11 protein-coding genes are annotated in these 15,076 nt (G+C 65.2%); 4 read left to right on the top strand and 7 right to left on the bottom strand.

The features are described 5' to 3' along the window. Positions 1 to 72 precede the first annotated feature (72 nt). Positions 73 to 2,277 carry a catalase HPII gene (gene katE / locus SM130_RS00205; RefSeq protein WP_256044978.1) on the bottom strand — a complete coding sequence of 735 codons (2,205 nt, stop codon included), beginning with the start codon at positions 2,275 to 2,277 and terminating at the stop codon, positions 73 to 75. A gap of 193 nt (positions 2,278 to 2,470) precedes the next feature. Between katE and SM130_RS00200 the strand changes: the two genes are divergently transcribed. Genes SM130_RS00200 through SM130_RS00190 form a run of 3 tightly spaced genes read left to right on the top strand, consistent with a single transcriptional unit; the run spans position 2,471 to position 4,987 of the window. Further along, entirely contained in the window at positions 2,471 to 3,478 is a 1,008-nt protein-coding gene (locus SM130_RS00200) for a methionine ABC transporter ATP-binding protein (RefSeq protein WP_102826923.1), read from the top strand. After that, entirely contained in the window at positions 3,478 to 4,155 is a 678-nt protein-coding gene (locus SM130_RS00195; RefSeq protein ID WP_102826924.1) for a methionine ABC transporter permease, read from the top strand. Before SM130_RS00200 ends, SM130_RS00195 begins: the two co-directional genes overlap by 1 nt. Positions 4,156 to 4,213: 58 nt before the next feature. Next, on the top strand, positions 4,214 to 4,987 hold the full coding sequence (locus SM130_RS00190) for a MetQ/NlpA family ABC transporter substrate-binding protein (protein ID WP_102826925.1): 774 nt from the start codon (positions 4,214 to 4,216) through the stop codon (positions 4,985 to 4,987). Positions 4,988 to 5,095: 108 nt separating this feature from the next. Here SM130_RS00190 and SM130_RS00185 read toward each other — a convergent pair whose 3' ends face one another. Continuing rightward, positions 5,096 to 5,710, bottom strand: coding sequence for a DUF4157 domain-containing protein (locus tag SM130_RS00185; RefSeq protein WP_102826926.1), 615 nt, complete (start codon positions 5,708 to 5,710; stop codon positions 5,096 to 5,098). A gap of 83 nt (positions 5,711 to 5,793) precedes the next feature. Next, positions 5,794 to 7,863: a maltose alpha-D-glucosyltransferase gene (gene treS / locus SM130_RS00180; protein WP_102826927.1), complete on the bottom strand. Its 2,070-nt coding sequence runs from the start codon at positions 7,861 to 7,863 to the stop codon at positions 5,794 to 5,796. Between the two features lie 180 nt (positions 7,864 to 8,043). Between treS and SM130_RS00175 the strand changes: the two genes are divergently transcribed. Beyond that, the gene (locus tag SM130_RS00175; RefSeq protein WP_102826928.1) at positions 8,044 to 9,747 is read left to right on the top strand and encodes an alpha/beta hydrolase; all 1,704 of its coding nucleotides are present in this window, start codon (positions 8,044 to 8,046) and stop codon (positions 9,745 to 9,747) included. Here SM130_RS00175 and SM130_RS00170 read toward each other — a convergent pair. The 4 genes from SM130_RS00170 to pbpG all read right to left on the bottom strand — a co-directional run bounded on the left by SM130_RS00170 (position 9,726) and on the right by pbpG (position 14,905). Then, positions 9,726 to 11,249, bottom strand: a complete 1,524-nt coding sequence (locus SM130_RS00170) for a PepSY domain-containing protein (RefSeq protein WP_102826929.1) — start codon at positions 11,247 to 11,249, stop codon at positions 9,726 to 9,728. The genes SM130_RS00175 and SM130_RS00170 overlap by 22 nt on opposite strands. 5 nt (positions 11,250 to 11,254) lie before the next feature. Then, positions 11,255 to 13,303, bottom strand: a complete 2,049-nt coding sequence (locus SM130_RS00165) for a TonB-dependent receptor (protein ID WP_102826930.1) — start codon at positions 13,301 to 13,303, stop codon at positions 11,255 to 11,257. A gap of 123 nt (positions 13,304 to 13,426) precedes the next feature. Next, the gene (locus tag SM130_RS00160) at positions 13,427 to 13,819 is read right to left on the bottom strand and encodes a DUF2946 family protein (RefSeq protein ID WP_102826931.1); all 393 of its coding nucleotides are present in this window, start codon (positions 13,817 to 13,819) and stop codon (positions 13,427 to 13,429) included. A 147-nt stretch (positions 13,820 to 13,966) separates the two neighbouring features. After that, complete coding sequence (pbpG, locus tag SM130_RS00155; protein WP_102826932.1) at positions 13,967 to 14,905, bottom strand: D-alanyl-D-alanine endopeptidase; 939 nt, start codon at positions 14,903 to 14,905, stop codon at positions 13,967 to 13,969. Between the last annotated feature and the right edge of the window lie 171 nt (positions 14,906 to 15,076).

The raw sequence follows: 15,076 nt of genomic DNA, 5'->3' as shown, positions 1-15,076 counted from the left end.
GCCGGCGTCTTGTGGTCGTTAAAACACGCCAGGTTCGAGCGGGCAGACGCCCGACACAAACCTGGCACTACGTCAGGCAGGGATTGCTTCCGCCGCGGCCTCACGTGCCCATACCCGATGCTGACCGAGCGCCTGGGCGAAGTTGCCGAACACCCCATCCACATCGTCGCCTTCCAGCAGACCGGCGTCGGGCTGCAGGCCGAGGGTCGCCAGCAACGGACGCGCCGCGCCAAGCATGACGATAGGTTTCAGATGCTTGTAGGCTTCCAACACGTAGTGCTTGGCCTCGCCGGACTTGGCCATGGCCGCAGCCGCATCGGCGCCGCCGGGGACGAACACAGCGTCGAACATCACCGAGGGCATGCCATCCATCGCGGCGTCGACTGGCAGCATCTTGCCGTCCGCCGTTTTCACCGGCGCCGGTGACGGGCCGATGATCTTTGCCAGCGCGCCCTCCGAGGCCAGCTTGGCCTTGAACGCATCGATTGCCGCGCCATCGACGCCGTTCGCCACCAGGATCGCGACCTTGCGCGACTTGATATTGCCCGGCACATGATTCATCAGGCTCAACGCCGGCGAACTCTGCACGCTGGAGACCTTGCTCGTCACGGTCGGCGCGCTCGGTACCGGCAGGCCCAGGTTCTCGGCGACACGGCGGGCCAATTCCAGATCGATGTTGGCGAGAATCTCGTTGACCTGGCGCTCACGGATGAAGATTCGCTCCACCTTGCCCAGCTCGAAGGTGTACGCGCCGACGATGTGCTCCTTCTCCGGCGCGCTCATGCTGTTCCAGAACAGCGTGGCCTGGGAGAAATGATCGCCGAACGATTCGCTGCGGTTACGGATCTTGTGCCCCTCGACGCGCTCGGGGTAACTCTCGAAACCGCCACCCTGGGCCGCCGGCGGGGTTTCCTTGGGCCAGCCGCTGTCGATCGAGTTGGGCTCGTAGTTGGCGCGGCCCTTGTGGATGGTCTGGCGGTGGAAGGCGTCGCGCTGGTTGTTGTGGAACGGGCACAGCGGCCGGTTGATCGGGATCTCGTGGAAGTTCGGGCCACCGAGACGCAACAGCTGGGTGTCGGTGTAGGAGAACAGCCGGCCCTGCAGCAGCGGGTCGTTGGTGAAGTCGATGCCCGGCACGATATGACCGATGTGGAAGGCCGCCTGCTCGGTTTCGGCGAAGAAGTTGTCCGGGTTGCGGTTGAGGGTCATCTTGCCGAGCTTCTGCACCGGCACCAGCTCTTCGGGGATGATCTTGGTCGGGTCGAGCAGGTCGAAGTCGAATTTGTGCTCATCCGCCTCCTCGACCACCTGCACGCCCAGCTCCCACTCGAAATAGTCGCCCATCTCGATGGACTCCCACATGTCGCGGCGGTTGAAGTCCGGATCCTTGCCGGCGATCTTCAGCGTCTCGTCCCAGACCAGCGAGAAGGCGCCGGCCATTGGCTTCCAGTGAAACTTGACGAAGCGGCTGACGCCCTCGGCGTTGATCAGGCGGAAGGTGTGCACGCCGAAGCCTTCCATCGCCCGGTAGCTGCGCGGTAGCGCGCGGTCGGACATGGTCCAGAGCACCATGTGCGCCGATTCCGGCGTTAGCGAGACGAAGTCCCAGAAGCTGTCGTGGGCCGACTGCGCCTGCGGGATCTCATTGTGCGGCTCGGGTTTGACCGCATGCACGAAGTCCGGAAACTTGATGGCGTCCTGAATGAAGAACACCGGCATGTTGTTGCCGACCAGGTCGAAGTTGCCTTCATCGGTATAGAACTTGGTGGCGAAACCGCGCACGTCGCGCACGGTGTCGGCCGAGCCGCGTGAGCCTTGCACGGTGGAGAAGCGCACGAACACCGGAGTTTCCTTGCCTTCGCCGGCGAGGAACGAGGCCTTGGTCAGCCAGGCGTGGTCGGCGTAGCTCTGGAACACGCCGTGGGCCGCGGCGCCACGGGCGTGCACGATGCGCTCGGGAATGCGCTCGTGGTCAAAGTGGGTGAGCTTCTCGCGCATGATGAAATCTTCGAGCAGCGAGGGTCCGCGGTCACCGGCCTTGAGGGTGTTCTGGTTGTCGGCGATCTTCACGCCCTGGTTGGTGCGCAGCGCCTCGCCGGTGGCGTCGCTGCGAAACGCTTCAAGCTGGTCGAGCTTGGCGTTGTGATTGGCGCGGTCGACGGTATTGGTACCGGCAAGTTCGCTCTGTTCTGGGGTCTTGTCCGTCATGATGGGCCTCCATTGCAGTGAGCAGAACCGCGAACGATCGGGCCTTGATCGGGCCAAATGCGTAATCATTTCACGGCGTACCGGTTAGTGACCCCCATAGGGACTACATGGTTGCCGGCTATGCTGATTTGCTTTGGCTATAGCGCCAATGCATTCGCTCAATCGACACAGCGCAAGCGAGCGACCTCGGCGGCAAACGGGTAGAATGCCCGGCTTTCGCCGATTATCCCGGCAACGAACGTCGCACCCACAAGGTTCGCCCGTGATCGAATTCCATCAAGTCCACAAAACCTATCGGACCGGCGGCCGGGACATACCCGCGCTGCAACCGACGCAGCTGGAAATCGCTTCCGGTGAGGTGTTCGGCCTGATCGGCCACTCCGGTGCCGGCAAGAGCACGCTGCTGCGCCTGATCAACCGCCTTGAAGAGCCCTCGGGCGGACGTATTCTGGTCAACGGCGAAGACGTCACCGCACTCGACGCCGACGGCCTGCGACGCTTCCGCCAGCGCGTCGGCATGATCTTCCAGCACTTCAACCTGCTGATGTCCAAGACCGTCGCCGACAACGTCGCCATGCCGCTGCGCCTGGCCGGCATCCGCTCGCGCAGCGAGATCGACGCCCGCGTCGCGGCCCTGCTCGACCGGGTCGGCCTCAAGGAGCACGCACGCAAGTACCCGGCGCAGCTCTCCGGCGGGCAGAAGCAGCGCGTCGGCATCGCTCGCGCGCTGGCCACCGAGCCGAGCATCCTGCTCTGCGACGAGGCCACCAGTGCCCTCGACCCACAGACCACCGCATCGGTGCTGCAACTGCTGGCCGAGATCAACCGCGAACTGAAGTTGACCATCGTGCTGATCACCCACGAGATGGACGTGATCCGCCGCGTCTGCGACCGCGTAGCGGTGATGGATGGCGGTGCCATCGTCGAACAGGGGCCGGTCACCGAGGTGTTCCTGCACCCCAAGCACCCGACCACCCAGCGCTTCGTGCTGGAAGACGAAGCGGTAGATGAAGGCGAGCAGCACGACGATTTTGCTCACGTGCCGGGTCGTATCCTGCGTCTGACCTTTCAGGGCGACGCCACCTACAAGCCGCTGCTGGGCACGGTTGCCCGCGAAACCGGCGTCGACTACAGCATCCTTTCCGGACGCATCGACCGCATCAAGGACACGCCCTACGGCCAGCTCACGCTGTCGCTGATCGGCGGTGACATGAGCGCGGCGATGGCGCGACTGCAAGCCGCCGACGTGCATGTGGAGGTATTGCGCTGATGGACGCGTTGTTGAGCTCTTTGTTGGGGAATGTCGACTGGTACGAGATCTGGCTGGCCACGCTGGACACCCTGTTGATGCTCGGCGGGTCGCTGCTGTTCACCATCCTGCTCGGACTGCCGCTGGGCGTGCTGCTGTTTCTCTGCGGCCCGCGCCAGCTGTTCGAAAACGGCCCGCTGTATGCCGCGCTGTCCTTCGTGGTCAACGTGCTGCGCTCGCTGCCGTTCATCATCCTGCTGATCGTGATGATTCCCTTCACGGTGCTGGTCACGGGCACCTCGCTGGGCGTGGCCGGGGCGATACCGCCGCTGGTGGTGGGCGCTGCGCCGTTCTTTGCACGGCTGGTGGAAACCGCCCTGCGCGAAGTGGACCGCGGCATCATCGAGGCGACCCAGGCGATGGGCGCCACCACGCGGCAGATCATCTTCAGCGCATTGCTGCCTGAAGCGCGTCCGGGCATCATCGCCGCCATTACCGTCACCGCCATCACCCTGGTGTCCTACACCGCGATGGCCGGTGTGGTGGGTGCCGGCGGGCTTGGCGACCTGGCCATCCGCTTCGGCTACCAGCGCTTCCAGACCGACGTGATGGTGGTCACGGTGGTCCTGCTGCTGGTGCTGGTGCAGGTGCTGCAGAGCGTCGGCGACAGGCTGGTCACCCACTTTTCGCGCAAATGAACCGCAACCAGGGCGAGCGAACCATCGCACCCCGCTCAACTCCTGAAGGAACCGAACGATGAAGAAACTGATTGCCGCCCTGGCCACCGTTGCCGCGTTTTCCGCGCAGGCTGCCGAGACTCTGACCGTCGCCGCCACAGCCGTACCGCACGCCGAGCTGCTGGAGTTCGTCAAACCGCAACTGGCCGAGCAGGGCGTGACGCTGAACGTAAAAGTCTTCACCGACTACGTACAGCCGAACATCCAGGTCGCCGAGAAGCGTCTGGACGCCAACTTCTTCCAGCACCAGCCGTACCTGGATGAGTTCAACAAGGGCAAGGGCACTGACCTCGTCAGCGTCGCCGGCGTGCATATCGAGCCCTTTGGCGCCTATTCCAGCAAGCACAAGTCGCTTGATGCGCTGCCCAATGGCGCCACCGTGGTCATCCCGAACGACGCCACCAACGGCGGCCGCGCGCTGCTGCTGCTGGCCAAAGCCGGCGTGATCAGCCTCAAGGATGGCGCCGGCATCACCGCCACGCCGAAGGACATCGCCGACAACCCGAAGAACATCAAGGTACGTGAGCTGGAAGCGGCGACCCTGCCGCGCGTACTGACCCAGGTCGACCTGGCGCTGATCAACACCAACTACGCGCTGGAAGCCAAGCTGAACCCGACCGAAGACGCGCAGGTGATCGAGGGCAGCGACTCGCCCTACGTCAACATCCTGGTTGCCCGTCCGGACAACAAGGACAGCGACGCCATGCAGAAACTGGCCGCCGCGCTGCACAGCGAGGACGTTCGCCAGTTCATTCAGGAAAAGTACAAGGGCGCCGTGGTTCCCGCGTTCTGAAGCTGACCGCGTAACCTGCGAAAGAAACCCCGCTTCGGCGGGGTTTCTCGTTTCTAGCTGATTGCCGTCGGCGGGCTTCAGGCCACCGGCAACACCCGCACGGCACGCTCAGCGTTGCGCATCCGCCTCCCGCAGGGCCTTTTCAACCTCCCGCTCCAGCGCATACGCCGGGCCTTCGACGGTGCGATAGTCCTGGGTATAACGCCGGGCGAATTCGGCCACGCCCCAGTCCAGATATTGTTCGACGTGCTTGAGTTCATGAGCCCAGAGCGCAACGTTGTCCTGGGCGTCGCTGGCGTGGCGGAAGACGATGACGTCGATCAGGGTGACCGCGTTGACATCGGGATTACGCAGCAGGGTATTGCCGGCATTCAGCGTCACCTCATCACCGACGCGGTAGTGCGCGCTCTCCAGCACGGCGAGATCGAAATACGGCTCGAGTTGCGAGCGGATGTGCAGCGGCATCGGCTCCACGCCGCCGGCCACAAGCCGGTCCCGCGATTGCTGGATCCAGTTCTCCAGCCCCAGCGTGGCCATGCGTTGCATCCGTTCGTAGACGACGCGGGTGTCCGCTGCCGAGCCGGGCACGCACAAGCAGTTGCCACCGAGGCAGATCGGTTGTTGACCGGGCGGGCAGGCGGTCTGCGCGGCAACGGAGGCGCTGCCGAGCAGCGCGGCCAGGAGCAGCAGGAACGGGAAGCGAAAAGGCAGGCTGAACGACACGCGATGTCCTCGAAGGCGAGGGCGAGCCTCGGGTCGGTGCGCACTATAGCCGGGCGCCCGAGGCTCGCGAAGCGCCTGCCGCGCTAGATCACCGGCGATGCCGCGCTCACCACACGCAGGGCCAGGCCCTCGTAGGGGTCGAGGTTGATCTGCAACTCGCAGTTGTCGGTGAGATCACCTTCGACGCGCTCGTGAATGATGTCCACCACCGGGCCAGGTGCGACGCCCGGCAGGCAGACGGTTTCGCTGATGGTCTCGGCGCTGAAGTTGAGCGCGGTGATCTGCACGCCTTTGCCGGCCGGCAATTCGTGAACCATGATCAGCAGCCCCGGCGCCTGTACGTCAGGAATCAGGATCTGCTTGCTCGCGGCAATGTCGTAGGCCTGCCGCACGCTGAGGATGCGCTTGAGCTGGCAGGCGAACGAACCTGTGGTCTGCAGCTGCTCGGCCAGGCTGCCGTACAAGGCGCGGGCTTTTGGCAAGCCTTCGGCGGAGGTGGATGCCTCCGGTGCCAGATCAGCGAGGTCATAGCCGCCGCGGTTGATCCAGCGGGTGTCGCCGTCGCCCATCAGGTGCTCGACCTGCTCGGGCGCCAGCGGCAGGGCGCCGACCAGATCCCAGCCGGAGAGGGCGAACACGCCGGGCTGCATGGCATTGAACATCACCAGCAGGATATGCAGGCGCTGGATCTGCTCCACTTCAGCCGGGCCGATGGCGTCCAGATCGCGGATGTTCAGCGCCGCGGCAATCACGCTGGCGGTGGTGCAGGCCACGCCATTGGTGACGAACTTGAGGTTGTAGGGGGCATGTTCGCCGGTCAGCCGTTCGTACAGTTCTTCGCGGATCAGCTCGCGCAGGTGCCCGCCAGGCAGCGTCTGGCCCTTGTAGTGGTAATGGTCGTAGGCGTGCAGGGTCCAGAAATGCACCAGCTCCAGGGTCAGCTCGTCATGGTTCTGCAGCGCGTGGATCAGCGAGGCCGGGTCGATGCCGAAGGCGTGCACTTCGCGCAGCATCATGCGCAGGAACTCGGTGTCGCCAGTGAGCAGGGCGTGGTGATAGGCCGGGCGGCTGATGAAGTCGTAAGACAGGTCCGCGCCACCCTGAGACATGGCGGCGATGTCGTCGATGGTCAGGTTCAGCTCCTGGAAGCTGAAGCCGCCGGCCTTGCGGATCGCGCCGGCGAGCAGCTGGTTGCCGGTGACCGACAGCGGATGGCCTTCGGACCAGGCGGTGCCCTCGGCACGGCGCTCGACGCCGAGAAAGCCGTTGGCATCCAGGCGCAGCATCCGCGCACCGGCGACATCGATAGCGTGCAGGGCATCGCCGATGATCAGCTGCTGGGCGGCGAAGGTCGGATCGAGCCAGTTCAGCGATGGCTGGCCTTCCTTGAAGTAGTGCAGGTAGACCCAGCGCCTGACCTTGCCGTCGACTCCGGTGACCTCGCCGGTGACGCTCCAGTCGGTGTCCTTGATGCCGGGTTCGAAAAAGATCACCCGCTGCAGCTGGCCGACGATGTAGTGCTTTTCATGCAGCCGATCCACCACCGGCGGCTCCAGGTTGACCGAATCGCGTCCCGGCGGGACCTCGGGCAGCAGCTCCCAGTCCTCCTCGCGGATCTCCACCATGTGATAGAGCCCGGGATAGTCGCCGTAGGCCATTTCCGCGAGGCGGAAGTCGGCGCCCTTGCCGGTGTGCGCCGGGACGATGTCGTCGATGACGATGGCGTTGTGTGCAGCAGCGACCCGGCTGAGCTGGAGCATCTGCTCCTCGGTGCCCAGCTTCGGGTCGATATCGAAACTGATGCGGTCGAAGTTGCCGTCGATGGTCGGCGTGAACTCGCGCCCGCTCAGGCCGCCGGAGCGCTTCATCGGGCCGTTGTGGATGCCCTGCACACCGAGTTCAGACAGCGCGCTCCACAGGCGATCATTGCCCAATGTCTCGAGCACCGAGCAACCCTCGGGAGTGATGATGGCCGCTGGGTAGGCGGTGAACCACACCGAGCCGATGGCGCTGGCATCACGCGGGCGGGCCTGGGCGTAGGGCCGCTGCCAGAGCCGCGCCTGGCCGGCATAAAGGCGCGCGCGTTCGCGGGCCGCGTGCAACATGGACTGGTCGACCAGCCACTGGATATAGCTATTGTCTGGGGTGCTCATTCGACGTCGGTTCCCGCTGTGCTAAGGGAAATGTAGTCGTTTGAGTCAGGCGCTCCGTCATCGTTGCATCGAATTGAGCGCATGAAGCCCGCCGCCGGCGGAACCGCGGCGACAGCGACGCCTCGAAAGGCCCAGGCGGTGACCTTTGTCATCCATTGCAGACCGATTGTGGAGTTATCGATGGTGCGTCTCCCCCTGTTATCCGCCTGGCGTTCGCTGTCCGGCTTCGGTCTGCTGCTGGGCACACTGTTCTTCTGCGCGGCGCTGACCCCCTCGCTGGTGCCGCGCTCGACGCTGAGCCAGGGCGTGCTGGCCGGCGCGGCGCTGGCGGTCGGCTATGGCATCGGTGTGCTCTGGCGCTGGCTGTGGCGCTATCTGGGTCTGCCGGAACGGCCGGAGCGCCTGCGCGAGCGGGTCAATCTGGTAATCGCTGGCGGCTGCGTACTGCTGGCGGGGGGCTTTCTCAGCCAGGTTGCCGGCTGGCAGAACGCGGTGCGCGCGCTGATGGGCATGGAGCCGGTAAGCAGTGCGCACCTGATCGAGGTAGTCCTCACCGCGCTGGCGACCTTTCTCATCCTGCTGACGCTGGCGCGCCTCTACCGGCTGCTGTCGCGCTTCGTCTCACGACATGCCGACCGCATCCTGCCGCGCCGGGTGGCCAACGTCATCGGTGTGCTGGTGGCACTGGCACTGTTCTGGTCGCTGGCCACTGACGTTCTGGTGGCCCAGGCGCTGCGGGCGCTGGATGCCTCGTTCGCCCAGTACGACGCACTGATCGAGCCGGAAACGGCGCCGCCGATCTCGCCGCTGAAGAGCGGCAGTGCGGCATCCGCGCTGCGCTGGGAGGAACTGGGCCGCACCGGGCGCGGCTTTATCGGCTCCGGTCCTTCCGCAGCCGAAATCTCGGCCCTGAGCGGCCGCCCGGCGCTGGAGCCGATCCGCGTCTATGTCGGCCTGCGTGCGGCCGAGACGCCAAGCCAACGCGCTCGCTTGGCGCTTAGCGAATTGCAGCGCAGCGGCGCCTTCGAACGTTCGGTGCTGGTGGTGGTTACGCCGACCGGCACTGGCTGGATCGATCCCGCGGCGATGAACACGGTGGAGTACCTGCACCACGGCGACATTGCCAGCGTGGCGTTGCAGTACTCCTACCTGAACAGCCCGCTGGCCTTGCTGGTAGAGGCCGACTACGGCCGTGATGTTGCCCGCGCATTGTTCGCCGAAATCTATGCCTACTGGACGGAGCTGCCGCCCGAGCGCCGACCGCGGCTGTATCTGCACGGGTTGAGCCTCGGCGCCTTGCACTCGCAGCGCTCGTGGGAGCTGCACGAGCTGCTTGGCGACCCGATCCATGGTGCGCTGTGGAGCGGGCCACCATTTCGCAGCGATCTGTGGCGCAGCCTCACCGACAGTCGCAACGACGGCAGTCCAGAGTGGCGCCCGCAGTTCCGTGATGGCCGCTTCGTGCGTTTCATGAACCAGCACGGCACCCCTGAGCCGGCCGACGCCCCCTGGGGACCGATGCGCCTGCTCTATCTGCAGTACGCCAGCGACCCGATCACCTTCTTCGACCATCGTTACGCCTGGCGCCGGCCGGATTGGCTGAGCGAGCCGCGTGGGCCGGACGTATCGCCGTCGCTGCGCTGGTTCCCGCTGGTGACCATGCTGCAGCTGGCGGTGGACATGGCAGTGACCACACCAACGCCGCCCGGTTACGGGCACGTCTATGCGCCGGCCGATTATGTCGATGCCTGGCGGATCGTCAGCGCTCCGACCGGCTGGAGCGACGCCGCACTGCAGCGCCTGAAGCGGCATCTGGCCCATGAGCTGGCCAACGCCGACGAGGAGGACAGCGACGAAGCCGCCTACGGCAACCGCGGCGGCTGAGCGGCACGCGCGGTCCTCTCTCGGGCACGCCGTGGTCGACCGCGCAGCCGACGCCAGCCCAACAGCACGCCGCTGATGGCGATCACCAGCATGCCGCCACTGAAAGCCAGCAGCAGGCCGTCACGCAGCAGCGGCCGTTGCAGCAAGGGCAACCAGTCCCAGCTGTGCAGCAGTTTGAACACCCAGCGCACGGCTCGCCGGCGCTGGTCGAGCTGTTCGATCACGGTGCCGCTGTAGGGGTCGATATGCAGCCAGGTCGCGGCCGGGTCGTCGAAGCGCACCCGCAGCAGCGGCAGGCGTCGCGGCAGATGGCTGTAGAGGCTCGGTTCGCTACGGGCGTAGTAGTGGAAATCTTCCCGTTCCAGCCACTCGAAGCGCATTCGCTGCTCGGACCAGGCTTGCCGGGCGCTGCGCTCCAGCAGGTGGCGTTCCAGGCGAGGCTGCGCCGGCAGCGCAGACGCCACCGGCAGGATGCGCGTTTCGCCGCGGGCATCGATGCCGAGCAGATAGGGCTGGTCGCCGAGCATATGCCACTGCAGTTCCACCGGCGCGATACCGGCCTGCTGCAGGCGGTCCAGCACGGGCGCCAGCTCCCTATCCAGCACCTCGGCACTTAGCGGTGCCTGCCGCAGCGCGCCCGCATCGATGATCGAGCGCTTCTCGAACAACCCCCAGGGCTCCATCGACAGCATGCCGCTGCCCAGCCAGACCAGCAGCGCCACCCCGACCAGCAAACCGCCGACATGATGTACACGCCCAGCGCCAGTCGGGTAGGGCGAGTGCGAGCCGTTGCTGTAGTGCCCGGCAAAGCGCCAGCGCAATAACCCGATCGCCATGCCCAGCAGAACCAGCACCGCGGCGAGCAGGGCGCCATAGACCAGCGCCACCGTCCAGACCGCCTTGGGCAACACCTCACGCAGCGGATAGAGCCAGTGCAGCCAGGCCCCCAGCAGGTTCCAGGCGCGCTCGTGAGCTGTGGCGTCGCGCACCACCAGCCCGGTGTGGCTGGAGATGTAGAGCAGCTGATGTTCGGCATCGTCCGCCTGCACGCGATACAGCGGCCGCTCGCGAGCCAGAGCGTGGTTGCGCGTCCATGCGTCTTCCTCGACCAGGTCGAGCAGTTGCACCTCGGCACCCTGAGCGAACTGCCTCGCGCTGGCCAGGGCCTCGGCGGCGCCGATGTGCTCGATCCGCTGGCCGCTCTGCGCATCGACCGCCAGTAGCGGGCCGTCGCCGTAATCCAGCAGGTAGCGCGGTCCGCCACCGGCGCTGGTCAGACGCAGGCTGAGCGGGGTGCGCGAATCATCGACAGCCGCGAATGCCACGCCAGGCGCGACGCAGCAGTCCGCGCTCAGCGGTGCCAGCCGCGCCAGATGCTCGGCCGGCGTCAGCTTGGGATAGGCAACGAAGAGCATCACCACACCACTGACGACCCAGAGCAGGACGAACACGCCCAGCCCGATGCCGAGCCAGCGATGCGCCAAATACAGGTAGCGCTTCATGCCGGTCAGAAGTCCAAGGTCACGGCGGCATACAGCGCACGGCCGGCACCCGGCGCATGCAGCGTCTCGGCACCGTCGTACCAGACATACTCGTAGTAGCGATCGGTGAGGTTCTTCAGCTGCACGTCGAGGCCCAGTTGCTCGGTCAGCTGATAGCTCAGCCCGAGATTGAGCAACACGTAGCCACCAAAGCGGCCTTCACTGTTTTCCCGCTCCAGGTAGTAATCGGTCTGGCCGTTGAGCCAGCCGCTGAGCTGCAGGGCCTGGCTCGCTTGGTAGGTTGCACCGGCCGAGTAAAGTCGCTGCGGCACGTGGTCGATCTGCTGCCCCTGGCTGGCCGGCAGGCTTGGGTCAGCCTTCTCGATTTCCGAAAACTGCCAGGAATGGGCTAACCACAGGCTCAGGTCGGTACTGGGATAGACGTTGAGCTGGGCGTCGTAGCCCCAGCGGCGAGTTTGCCCGAGGTTCTCCGATTCGCCGCTGGGATCGTTGAGCCGACGACGCACCTCGTCGGACGCCACCTGCTCCCAGTAGGCGATACGCCCATCCAGCCAATGCGCTGGGCTGAACTTGATGCCGGTTTCCCAGCCGTCGTTGATCGACGGCGACAGATCGCTGGTGCGTGGCGGCACCTTGTAGGCGGCCGCGCCCGTGCCGGTCTGGAAGGTACGGCCCCAGTTGCCGTAAAGGCTGAGCTGCTCGATGGGGGTGTAGATCAGGCTGATCTTCGGCTGCTCGATGCTGCCGTAGTCGTTGATGGCGTAGTCGTTGCCGCTCAGCTCATCGGTGAAGTCGCCGCGGATGCGGTCGACGCGAAACGCCGGGATGACCTTCAGCGACTCCACCGGCTGGACCACCGCCTGCAAGTAGGCGCCGTAGCTGTCGTAGTCGAAGCGCTGGTCGCGGGTCTGGGTCACGGCCTGGCGCTCGACGGTGGTGTAGCGCTCGCTGCGGTTGCGCTGCTGTTCGGTGTCCAGACCACCTTCGATGGCCAGGTCGTACAGCCAGGCCACGTCCGGGCGATAGGTCAGCGAGGTCCGCGCGCCGTAGTGCTTCTCCTCGGTGGTGCGGCGCTGCTGCGGCTGGGCCTGGGAGAAACGCACCCAGCGGTCATCGTCCAAGGTATTGAGCCAGACCTTGGTTGCCCACGAGAGGTCGCCCGTCAGCTCGCTGTCCAGGTGCAGACTGAGTTGGTTCATGCGCCTTTCACCCATGTCACTGGATGACAGTGCGTAGGACTGACGCGGCGAGCGGCGCGCATCATCGCGGGACAGGTAGCCCGGCTCGTCGGCATCGGCCTCGTAATGCCGGGCGATCAGGCCGAGACGCCAGCTGCCGGCATCCGGTGTGTAAAACCATTTGCCGGACAGGCTGGTGCGCTCGCTGCCGGCATGGTCGCGGTAGCCGTCGCTTTTCTGCTGGCCGATGAAGTAGTTCTGCGTCCAGTTGCCGCTTTCGATGCCCTTGGCCAGCTGCAGCTCCTGGGTGTCGTAGCTGCCGTAGCGCAGCCGAGCCTTGCCGTAGTCACCGCCGATGCGCGACTGCACGGCGACGTTGCCGGCGATGTTGTACAGGCCGTAGCGTGGGTCGTTGGTGCCGCGCACCACCTCGATGCCGTCGATCTCCAGGGGGAACAGCATGTCCAGATAGGGCATGTTGCCGTCGTTGCTATTGCTTGGGATGCCATCGATCAGCAGCTTGACCGCATTGACTTCGCCTTCGCCGTTGAAGCCGCGAAAGGACAGTTTGCCGGAGCTGGTGCCTTGACCGAACTCGGTGAGCATCACTCCCGGCGCACGACGAAACAGCTCCCAGGAATAGAGCACTGGCTGCTGCTCGAGAATGTCGCCGCCGAGCAGATCGACCGAGCTGATCACGCTGCTGGTCGGCAAGCCGCCACCCGACTGGGTCGCGGTGACGGTGCTGCTGCCCAGCGACAGGGAAGATCCAGTGGTTTCGGCAAAGCCTGCCGGTAGATAGCTGGCGGCCAGAACCGCGATAAGCAGTGGGCGCAGCGCTGGGCGCCGCGAAGTTTGCGCAGAGTGGTCGAGCATCTCACATGCTTCCTTGTGCAACAGGCATGGCCATACGGCGAGTAGCCGCAAGCAGGCGCCGGCACGAAGCCAATGGCTGGTGCAGGCGGTTCAGGCGTGGCAGCGAAGGGTGACGCCGGGGCGTCAGGCGAGGGGGGAAGCGCGGGGATTCAGGGCCGGCCACTGTTCCCGTGGCGATGACCAATGGTCACGTGATTCGGCGGCGCGGACTTCACGTCCGACAGGTTGTAGCGGCAGCAACGGTGATGCGCCTGGCAGCGCTGCCAGGCCAATCGAGCCGGCGCAGCAGCAGCACGGCGGCATCCCGCCATGCGTGCCCGGCTCATGCTCGCCATGACCTGCAGCTTCATGCAGCGCATGCGACTGCTGCACCTGCGCCTGCATCAACGGGCAATGCCCACTCCAGCCGAGCAGGCGCTTGGTCTCCGCCGGCAGCAGGCCCGAGAGCGGCATGCTCAGCAAATGGATCAGCAGGGCCAGGCTGGCGAGCCAGGCGGGAAGACGGCGGCGGTTCATCGGCAGTCCGATAAGGCGCGGTTGCGAATGGAGTTCATGATAGGAATCCCTATCAGGAAAAGAGTTGCGCAAACTCAAGAACGAGCATCAGGTCCCACTGGACGGGTTAGCTGCGCGACGCATTCGTCACGCAGCGAGCATTGGGCCTCAGCGTGCGTCGAGCAGAGCCTGCGCCGCATCAGCAGGCTGGCCGGCCAGCTGGCGCTGGGCCTGCTTCTGCTGCTTGTAGGCCAGCGCCGCGGCGGGCACAGGAGTCACGGTGCCGGTTTCCAGCCACTTCTTCAGGCGATTGGCGTCAGCCATATGGGTGTACTTGCCGAACGCATCGAGCACCACGAACGCCACCGGGCGCTGCTTCATAGTGGTACTCATCACCAGGCAATGGCCGGCAGCGTTGGTGAAGCCGGTCTTGCTCAGCTGGATGTCCCAGTTGTTCTTGCGCACCAGGGCATTGGTGTTGCGAAAGCCGAGCGTGTAGTTGGGTTTGCGGAACGCCACGGTCTTTTCGTCGGTGGTGCTGAACTGCTGGATCAATGCGTACTGGCGGCTGGCGCGGATCAGCTTGACCAGATCATTGGCGCTGGAGACGTTGCGCTCGGACAGGCCGGTAGGCTCGACATAATGCGTGCGGGTCATGCCCAGCGCGTGCGCCTTGGCGTTCATCGCCTGGATGAACGCCGGGTAACCGCCCGGGTAGTGGTGCGCGAGGCTGGCCGCAGCACGGTTTTCCGAGGACATCAGGGTCAGCAGCAGCATCTCGCGCCGGCTGATCTCGCTGCCGATACGCACGCGCGAGAACACGCCCTGCATTTCCCTGGCGTCGCGGATGGTCACCGGTAGCACCTGATCCAGCGGCAGTTTGGCATCCAGCGCAACCATGGCGGTCATCAGCTTGGTCACCGAGGCGATCGGTACCACCATGTCGGGGTTGCTGGAATACAGCACTTCATTGGTATTGAGGTCGACCAGCAGCGCACTGCCGGAGGCGAGCTCCTGAACGGCCGGCTTGGCAGCCTGGGCATGGTGGACTGGCAACGAGGCCAGGCAGACGACAAACAGGCTGGCCAGGGTACGACGAAAGTTCACGATGGGTTTTTCCCCGCGATGAAAGGGCGAAATGCGCTAAATGCGACGTGGTAGACGTTGTGCCAGTATAGGGAATCGCCCGACGGCCCGCCTGTTCCCGATGAACGGTTCGTCGGATGCCGTTCGGTGGCTGCCGGCATTGCGGAAACATTCTGACGTGCCTCCCGCAGC

It is taken from the genome of Stutzerimonas stutzeri, from assembly GCF_038561965.1.
Lineage (GTDB): Bacteria > Pseudomonadota > Gammaproteobacteria > Pseudomonadales > Pseudomonadaceae > Stutzerimonas > Stutzerimonas stutzeri_AA.
Note: the sequence above shows the minus strand (reverse complement) of the source record. Positions and strands in the feature narration are given on the sequence as shown.

Excerpts from the sequence above, each read along its gene's own strand:
- katE (WP_256044978.1), bottom strand. The coding sequence starts at position 2,277 with ATGATTACGCATTTGGCCCGATCAAGGCCCGATCGTTCGCGGTTCTGC.
- treS (WP_102826927.1), bottom strand. The coding sequence starts at position 7,863 with ATGAGCACCCCAGACAATAGCTATATCCAGTGGCTGGTCGACCAGTCC.
- SM130_RS00195 (WP_102826924.1), top strand. The coding sequence starts at position 3,478 with ATGGACGCGTTGTTGAGCTCTTTGTTGGGGAATGTCGACTGGTACGAG.
- SM130_RS00190 (WP_102826925.1), top strand. The coding sequence starts at position 4,214 with ATGAAGAAACTGATTGCCGCCCTGGCCACCGTTGCCGCGTTTTCCGCG.
- SM130_RS00160 (WP_102826931.1), bottom strand. The coding sequence starts at position 13,819 with ATGAACCGCCGCCGTCTTCCCGCCTGGCTCGCCAGCCTGGCCCTGCTG.
- SM130_RS00170 (WP_102826929.1), bottom strand. The coding sequence starts at position 11,249 with ATGAAGCGCTACCTGTATTTGGCGCATCGCTGGCTCGGCATCGGGCTG.
- SM130_RS00165 (WP_102826930.1), bottom strand. The coding sequence starts at position 13,303 with ATGCTCGACCACTCTGCGCAAACTTCGCGGCGCCCAGCGCTGCGCCCA.
- SM130_RS00175 (WP_102826928.1), top strand. The coding sequence starts at position 8,044 with ATGGTGCGTCTCCCCCTGTTATCCGCCTGGCGTTCGCTGTCCGGCTTC.